The organism is Bacillus sp. MN7755 (genome assembly GCF_054771475.1).
This window is the reverse complement of record NZ_BTRL01000002.1, coordinates 61,008-67,103: the sequence shown is the minus strand read 5'-3', so window position 1 is coordinate 67,103 and position 6,096 is coordinate 61,008. Positions and strand designations below refer to the sequence as shown.

Genomic DNA, 6,096 nt, shown 5'->3' with positions numbered 1-6,096 from the left:
GTAGCTGATTCAGAAAATGAAGAAATAGAATTAGAGAAAGAAGATGTAGGAACTAAATCAGAAATAAAGTCTTTAGTGCGTTCAATGGTAATGAAAACACCATTTTCTATTACTTCAGAAGTTTCTAGTTTTTTGAAATCGCCTAATATAAGTATTAAAAAACAAGGAGCATTTGTATTTCAAAATGAAAAAAATGCAGGGTATCGAGAGCTAGATGCAAAGTTATTAACTACAGTGCAATATTATCATGGAAAGGCTTATTGTAAATTAGTTTCTTCAAAACTTCATGAAAAGAGAGAGTTTCTAGAATTTTCTAATCCGAAAGTCGAAGATGATATTGAAAAAAATAGGATCGAGGCATCTTCGTGGATTCCTATCCACAGTATGAAATTAGAGAAGGAACGTGAGGGTGAATTTAATGATTATATAACAGTGAAACTACCAATAGAAATAGGGAAGTATCAGGGTGAAATTAGTTTACGAGAAAAGGTGGTATTTAAAGAAAAAGTCACAGAAATAAAAGATGTGTCACAGGAAATTATTTTGACAAAAAATGAATTTTTATTACCAAAAATAAAAAAGACAGGGCAGAATCCGGTAACAATTGAAAAAGCGGGCTTACTTGTAGAAGGCTATATCTATCAATGCATTGAATATACTATAGAACAAAGTTTATCTCATGATAATGTGTATCAATTAATGCAAAATATCGTATTGGAATTAACTATCCAAGTATTACAAGAACAAGAAGTGCGAGTGCGAATGTGAATTAAAAAAATGATTATATCTCCATTGATTAGATCAAAACTTTATTTGTAGTATACCATATTGTATTCTTGTGAAAACCACTAAGTACTACGAATTATCTTCTTACAGTTTAATTGCAATAAATTCATTTCTAAACATCAATTATGTTTTTTAGAATAATTGAATGGACAACATCTTGAATAGTATCGAATTCAGTAAAGCCGAATTTTTTATAAAAGTTTGCTAATTCTTCAAAGGGAGACAATACACATTTTGAATATGCGATCTTTTCGCCGTTTGTACTAAAAATGCAACGATTTCTCCTGCTAAGTGTAGTCCCCTATATTTCGGGAGTATGAAAATACCACCCAATTCAATCGTATCTTCATCTATTTGGACTAAACGTCCAACACCCACATACAGCTAGCAAGACAGGTTGAGCCCGAAGTGGTAAGGTTCTTAAATGGATAACATAAGAAATAAAAAAAGGACCGGAATACGGTCTTTTTTTATTTCTTATCGAAGCAAACTGTTAGTATGCTCATTTTCCTATACATTTAAAGAGATTATATGGTGGGCTTAGGGGACACGTAGATTTGAAGCCTAATACTACATACATACTTTCCGTATCCGGAAAAGTAACTTATCCTGATGAAAGTATACACGTATTTGTAGATGGTAAAGTAATAGGCCAACGTTTTTTGGAACTTAGGTCCTCACAGTATGAACAAAAATCGTTCGAATTTACTACTCTAAATGATAGTTCTCCAATTGAATTGATAATTAATCTTCCTGCCGTATTACCAAGAATTGATGTCTCTCTTGATGACAATATTGACACTATTAATGCCTATCTTGATGATATCGTACTAGTTGAAAAATAGCCATAACAAAAAATATATTTTTATCATTGACACATGAAAACAATTCTAGAAATGAGCCGCCATATGCCCATCGACTTGAAACTTTGAAATATATCCAAAATGAAATTTGTTCTTTCTGCATTTATTTATGGGAATTCAGCTCGTTTTTCATTTTGGCGTATTTGCTATTCTTAGAGTGATGGTGATGTGATGCTATCCCTAAAAGTCGCGAGTTTATTTAAAGGCGACATTAATAATATTCTTTAAATCTTGGAAGCATAAGTTGACCAAAACGGCCATCTTATGCTTCTTGTTATAATGATACAGTTCAATATAGAAAACGTGTATTTTAATAACAAATATCCATGCTAATTGTTGGCCCTTTTAATTATCCATTCCAATCATTAATTGAACCTCTTATCGGGGCAATTGCGGCAGGCAATTGTGTAGTTCTCAAGCCTTCAGAAAATGCACCAAATGTTTCATCTGTAATGAACAAAATAATAAGTGAAACGTTTGATAAGCAATATATTCGTGTAATTGAAGGTGACAGAGAAATAACTTCTTTGTTGATTCATGCACCATTTGACCACATCTTTTTTAATGGTAGCATTCAAGTTGAAAAAATTGCCATGGAAGCAGCACCGAAAAATCTTGTACCAGTACCATTGGAACTTGGTGGAAAAGGACCAGCTATTGTCGATGAAACTGCTAACCTCGATATAGCGGCCAAACGTATTATCTGGGGGGAAATTCATAAATGCTGGACAATCCTGTATTGCACCGGATTATGTTATTGTGCACAAATCTATTAAAATAAAACTAATTTCAAAAATGAAAGAAATTATTACAAGCTTTTATGGCTCAGATGTATCAAAAAGCAATGATGATGGTCGAATTATCAATGAGAGACAATTTGATAGACTTATTTCTATATTAGAACAAGACCAAAATTATATAATATTTGGCGGAAATTCATCTAGAAGTCATTTATATATTGAACCAACACTTCTTGAAGTAAAATCGGGGGATGCTGCAGCTATGAAAGAAGAAATTTTCGGACCGATTTTACCAATTATGGAGTACAATGCTTTAGATGAAGTCATTCATACGATTAACAACCATCCCAAACCATTAGCTTTGTATGTATTTACTGAAAACAAAAATGTTGAAAAACAAGTACTAGGACGAACTTCTTTTGGAGGAGGATGCGTCAATGATACAATGTCACATATGGCTAATCTACACTTGCCTTTTGGCAGAGTAGGAACTGCGGGATTCGGTGCCTATCATGGTAAACATAGTTTTGATACTTTTACTCATCGTAAAAGTATTTTAAAGAAATGCTCACGGATAGACCTAAGGATTGTATTTCCACCGTATAGGGACAAAATTAAAATTTCACGAAAGATTTTCAAGTGATTTTTGAAAACAGAAGGAAGAAACTACCGGATTTTAATTATGGTTCAAGCTATTAAGGCAATGATAGAATTGTCTATTCTAGTGATGGACTAATTAAGGTTTGTAATGTAGGGGTGCGATATCAATAAATCATATGAAAACTGTACTGTATTCTAATCAAAATAAGAACCCTCCTTCAATTAGGATAGTTCTTATTTTCCATATAGATAAATCATACAATGTAAACTTGAGAATTCTTTACTGTACAAAAATTGTAGGAATCAAAAATTCTTTAATATTAAGAGAGGTTTTTATGTCAATTAAATTAGAATTTAAATTATGTATTTTTTACACAATAAAATCAAAATTAAAACCAATAATACAGAGTGTTTAAATCCTATATAAATCCTAAGTTAGAGAAAAGAATAAAAGATCAGCAATATAAAATTGCTGATCTTTTATTCTTTTCTATTCTTCCCAAACTATCTTTAATAGTTGTTTCGCCAAGCTGTGTGTATAATAAGGCCGTATCTTGGCTAGTATGCCCAAGTTGCTGCATTACTTGTAATGAATCTTTTTCTTCCATATATAATTTATTTGCCAATGTATGTCTTAATTTATGAGGAGACATTCTCTTGCCATAGGACTTTAGTATATTTTTCTACTATATCTTGAATAGCCCTAACCGAAAAAGGCTGTGCAGTATGTTTATACTTCGATAAAAACACATTTTTTAACTCTTTCCCTGGAGCATATTTGTTATCTCTAATTTCCATATACTTTTCTAGATCATTCAATGCAATTGGGGTAATCCATACAGAATCTTCTTTGTTTCCTTTTCGAATTACATCAATGAGTCTTTCTTTTAAGTTTATATCTTCCATACGAAGATCGGCCAATTCACTTACACGAATACCACTACCAAGAAAGAGGGAGAGGATAGCTACATCACGATCTTTATCTCTTAGGAAATAGAATAACTGATGTTTTGTTAAAGATTTTTCATGTTCGTACTTAACGTAATTCAAAAACTCTTGATCGTCATCATTATGAAATATTTTAGATCTCATACGTTTTGCACGGGCATTTAATGTTTCTTTATCTTTATGTATTTCAATCTTAGCCATTACATTTCTATAAAAATAACATTTAATTAAGTATAAACAGATCGAACCTATCAATCTGGCTACCTGGAAAGCAGATGGCGGATATCGTTTTGAGCAAGAAGATGTAAAAAAGTTAGAGGAATTATACAAAGACTCTTTAACATTAAAAGAAGCAGCTGAATTTCTAAATAAGTCAAAGACTTACGTTCATAATGCAGCTAAAGACGGGATATTACCCTTTAAAGAGATTGCTAAAGGGAAATCTACTGAACGATTGTACTTAAAAAAGGATTTGGAAGTTTTCAAAGAAAAAATTGAAAACAAATCAAAAGAGGAATCGAAAGAAAAAAAGCAGCATTTAAGTCTCTATCTTGATGAAAAGGTAGTAGAAGCAATAAAGAAAAAGGCTGCAAAGAAAGGGTATAATGGCTACAAGAAGTTTGCTGAAGACATTTTATCTGCAGAAGTAAAAGAAGACATAGAAGAATAGAAATCCCAGAGAGAATAGATCCCTAAAAAACGTTATAAGGGGTCTATTTTTGTTTTTAAGAAACTTTTTATCCTTTAGGTGTAATTGCATTACCTAAAGTTCCAAAAACGATTATGGGTGATTTTGAGAGGTCGTTTTTCGGGTGCATCCCGAAAAAAATCACTATAATTACAAAAAAGGGTTGATATATAAAATTTAGAAATAGAGGAACGGATAATGAATAATTACAATGGCGCTTTATTTAAAATGAAAAAAGTGAAAAGAAAGATATGAGAGGTAATGATACCAGGATTATAAATATAAAGATTTCATATGGAACTTAGTAGACCTATGAGTAAGCTAGAGAATTTGGCAGATATACATCGCGGAATACATTAAAAAATATACAACTTTTATTTGAAATTTATATTCTCAAAAAATAGCATATGAAACTAAGGTCAATTATGAAAAATCCAAGAAATACAGTATACATATTTAGATTATAGTAAACTAAATTCTTATAAAACTCCTTAATTATATACAGACCAAAATTGGACAGATTTTCTATTTCAGAGTGTTGAAGTATGGTAAAATAGAAGTATAACTGTATATCGTGTGAAGGTGGGCTTGTTATTATCCCTTCTTTCCATTCGGAAGGAAAGGGGGTGATATAACATGGAATTTTTGTTTGAACTTTTAAAAGAAATTGCAAGAGCAGTTGTGCGTGAGGTTTCAGCATACGCACTGAAAAAGCAATTCGAAAAAAAAGACAACAAAAAACCCGCGCTTCACCGACCAAAGTACAAGCGTGGGTCTAAAAGAAAAAGATAATGCATAATAACAGCCACCTTGACAGTAGCAGTTATGGGACGGGATGTTGACGCATCTCGTCTTTTTTAGTTTATGCAATTCAGTTAAGTACTATACTTAATATATATTGGATATGCATTCAATATATATCTAATCTACAGTAAACATACCATATTTTTATTTTTTGGTCAATAAATGAAGAAAATAGAACTGATAGAGGAATGAGAGGTTTCTATATTCTTTCATTAAGTGCATGTTATTTTTAAAAATTTATTGGGGGACTACATGATGAGCGAATTAGTACAGTTCGTAATGATTAATCTAAAGAATTCAGGATCAGAGTTTGATTTCGAAAGTTATACGAAAAAACTTTTAGAAAACATCAAAAAAAATTTGAGGCCAAATGATTTAAATTTTCTTTCGAGCAATACTAAAACTACAAAATGCGCAATTATGATAGATGATATAAATGAATTTATTATCACTTTCACCTATATTAGATCAATTACAATTTCACAATTAAAAGTGGAGATATCTGGAGATGATTTGAATCGCTTAGATACGAATCTACATAATTTAAAAACCCGGTTAAAAGATTTAATGCTAGTGGAATGAGAAGAATGTCTGTGGCTACAAGATTTACAAGCTGAAAAGTTTTCAGATATATTATACGGCGAGGTTCATAAAGTTGAGAATGCAT

4 protein-coding genes and 4 pseudogenes are annotated in these 6,096 nt (G+C 31.4%); 6 read left to right on the top strand and 2 right to left on the bottom strand.

What is annotated here, in order from left to right:
• The coding region (locus ACYVEC_RS02510) for a BC_2427 family protein (protein WP_460505553.1) at positions 1–768 on the top strand (768 nt) is incomplete at its 5' end.
• A 130-nt stretch (positions 769–898) separates the two neighbouring features.
• On the opposite strand, the pseudogene ACYVEC_RS02505 reads toward ACYVEC_RS02510, so the two are convergent.
• Positions 899–1,167 (bottom strand): annotated as a pseudogene (locus tag ACYVEC_RS02505) (GNAT family N-acetyltransferase); the annotation flags it as partial.
• A 176-nt stretch (positions 1,168–1,343) separates the two neighbouring features.
• Between ACYVEC_RS02505 and ACYVEC_RS02500 the strand changes: the two are divergent.
• Complete coding sequence (locus tag ACYVEC_RS02500) at positions 1,344–1,631, top strand: hypothetical protein (protein ID WP_063221368.1); 288 nt, start codon at positions 1,344–1,346, stop codon at positions 1,629–1,631.
• Between the two features lie 341 nt (positions 1,632–1,972).
• Positions 1,973–3,032: pseudogene (locus ACYVEC_RS02495) on the top strand (aldehyde dehydrogenase family protein); the annotation flags it as partial.
• 412 nt (positions 3,033–3,444) lie between these two features.
• Here ACYVEC_RS02495 and xerS read toward each other — a convergent pair.
• A pseudogene (gene xerS / locus ACYVEC_RS02490) lies at positions 3,445–4,162 on the bottom strand (tyrosine recombinase XerS); the annotation flags it as partial.
• Between xerS and ACYVEC_RS02485 the strand changes: the two are divergent.
• The 3 genes and pseudogenes from ACYVEC_RS02485 to ACYVEC_RS02475 form a co-directional block, all read left to right on the top strand.
• Positions 4,158–4,607, top strand: a pseudogene (locus ACYVEC_RS02485) (helix-turn-helix domain-containing protein); the annotation flags it as partial. The pseudogenes xerS and ACYVEC_RS02485 sit on opposite strands and share 5 nt — an antisense overlap.
• 654 nt (positions 4,608–5,261) lie before the next feature.
• Positions 5,262–5,417 (top strand): hypothetical protein, encoded by a 156-nt coding sequence (locus tag ACYVEC_RS02480; RefSeq protein ID WP_000394773.1) that lies wholly within the window; start codon positions 5,262–5,264, stop codon positions 5,415–5,417.
• A 267-nt stretch (positions 5,418–5,684) separates the two neighbouring features.
• Positions 5,685–6,011: a hypothetical protein gene (locus ACYVEC_RS02475; RefSeq protein WP_275719194.1), complete on the top strand. Its 327-nt coding sequence runs from the start codon at positions 5,685–5,687 to the stop codon at positions 6,009–6,011.
• Positions 6,012–6,096 lie beyond the last annotated feature (85 nt).

What these genes read in the sequence shown, in the direction of transcription:
- ACYVEC_RS02475 (WP_275719194.1), top strand. Translation starts at nt 5,685, where the DNA reads ATGAGCGAATTAGTACAGTTCGTAATGATTAATCTAAAGAATTCAGGA.
- ACYVEC_RS02480 (WP_000394773.1), top strand. Translation starts at nt 5,262, where the DNA reads ATGGAATTTTTGTTTGAACTTTTAAAAGAAATTGCAAGAGCAGTTGTG.